This is a genomic window from Sphingomonas sp. CCH9-E2 (genome assembly GCF_001557215.1).
Lineage (GTDB): Bacteria > Pseudomonadota > Alphaproteobacteria > Sphingomonadales > Sphingomonadaceae > Sphingomonas.
Genome location: NZ_LSJM01000217.1, coordinates 1 through 322, shown reverse-complemented (window position 1 = coordinate 322; position 322 = coordinate 1). Strand labels below are relative to the sequence as shown.

General features: G+C 76.7%; 1 pseudogene. It reads right to left on the bottom strand.

Going from position 1 to position 322, the window contains the following annotated elements:
* Positions 1-301, bottom strand: a pseudogene (locus AX681_RS10210) (hypothetical protein); the annotation flags it as partial.
* Between the last annotated feature and the right edge of the window lie 21 nt (positions 302-322).

Below are 322 nucleotides of genomic sequence, written 5' to 3'. Positions count from 1 at the left end.
CGTCGCGCGCGAGCCGGGGGTCGCGCTCGATCGCGCTGGCGAGGTCGCGCGCGGCATGGGGCCGGATCGCGTCCAGCGCCTCGCCCGCCCGCCGCAACGCGCTCTCCTGGTGCGCCAACACTGGCAGCCCCTGCGCCCGCATCCGATCCATGTCGGCCGCTGCGCGGCCATAGCGCTCGATCGCGCGGGCCTGCGAGGGCGCCAGCGGCTCCCTCGACTGCGCTCGGGACAGGCTGGCCGCGCCGCGCTCCAGCAACGTCGTTTTCCCGGTCGCCGGCTTCGGCCGGAACCCCGCGAACATGCCCCGCGCCTTGTCGCGGAC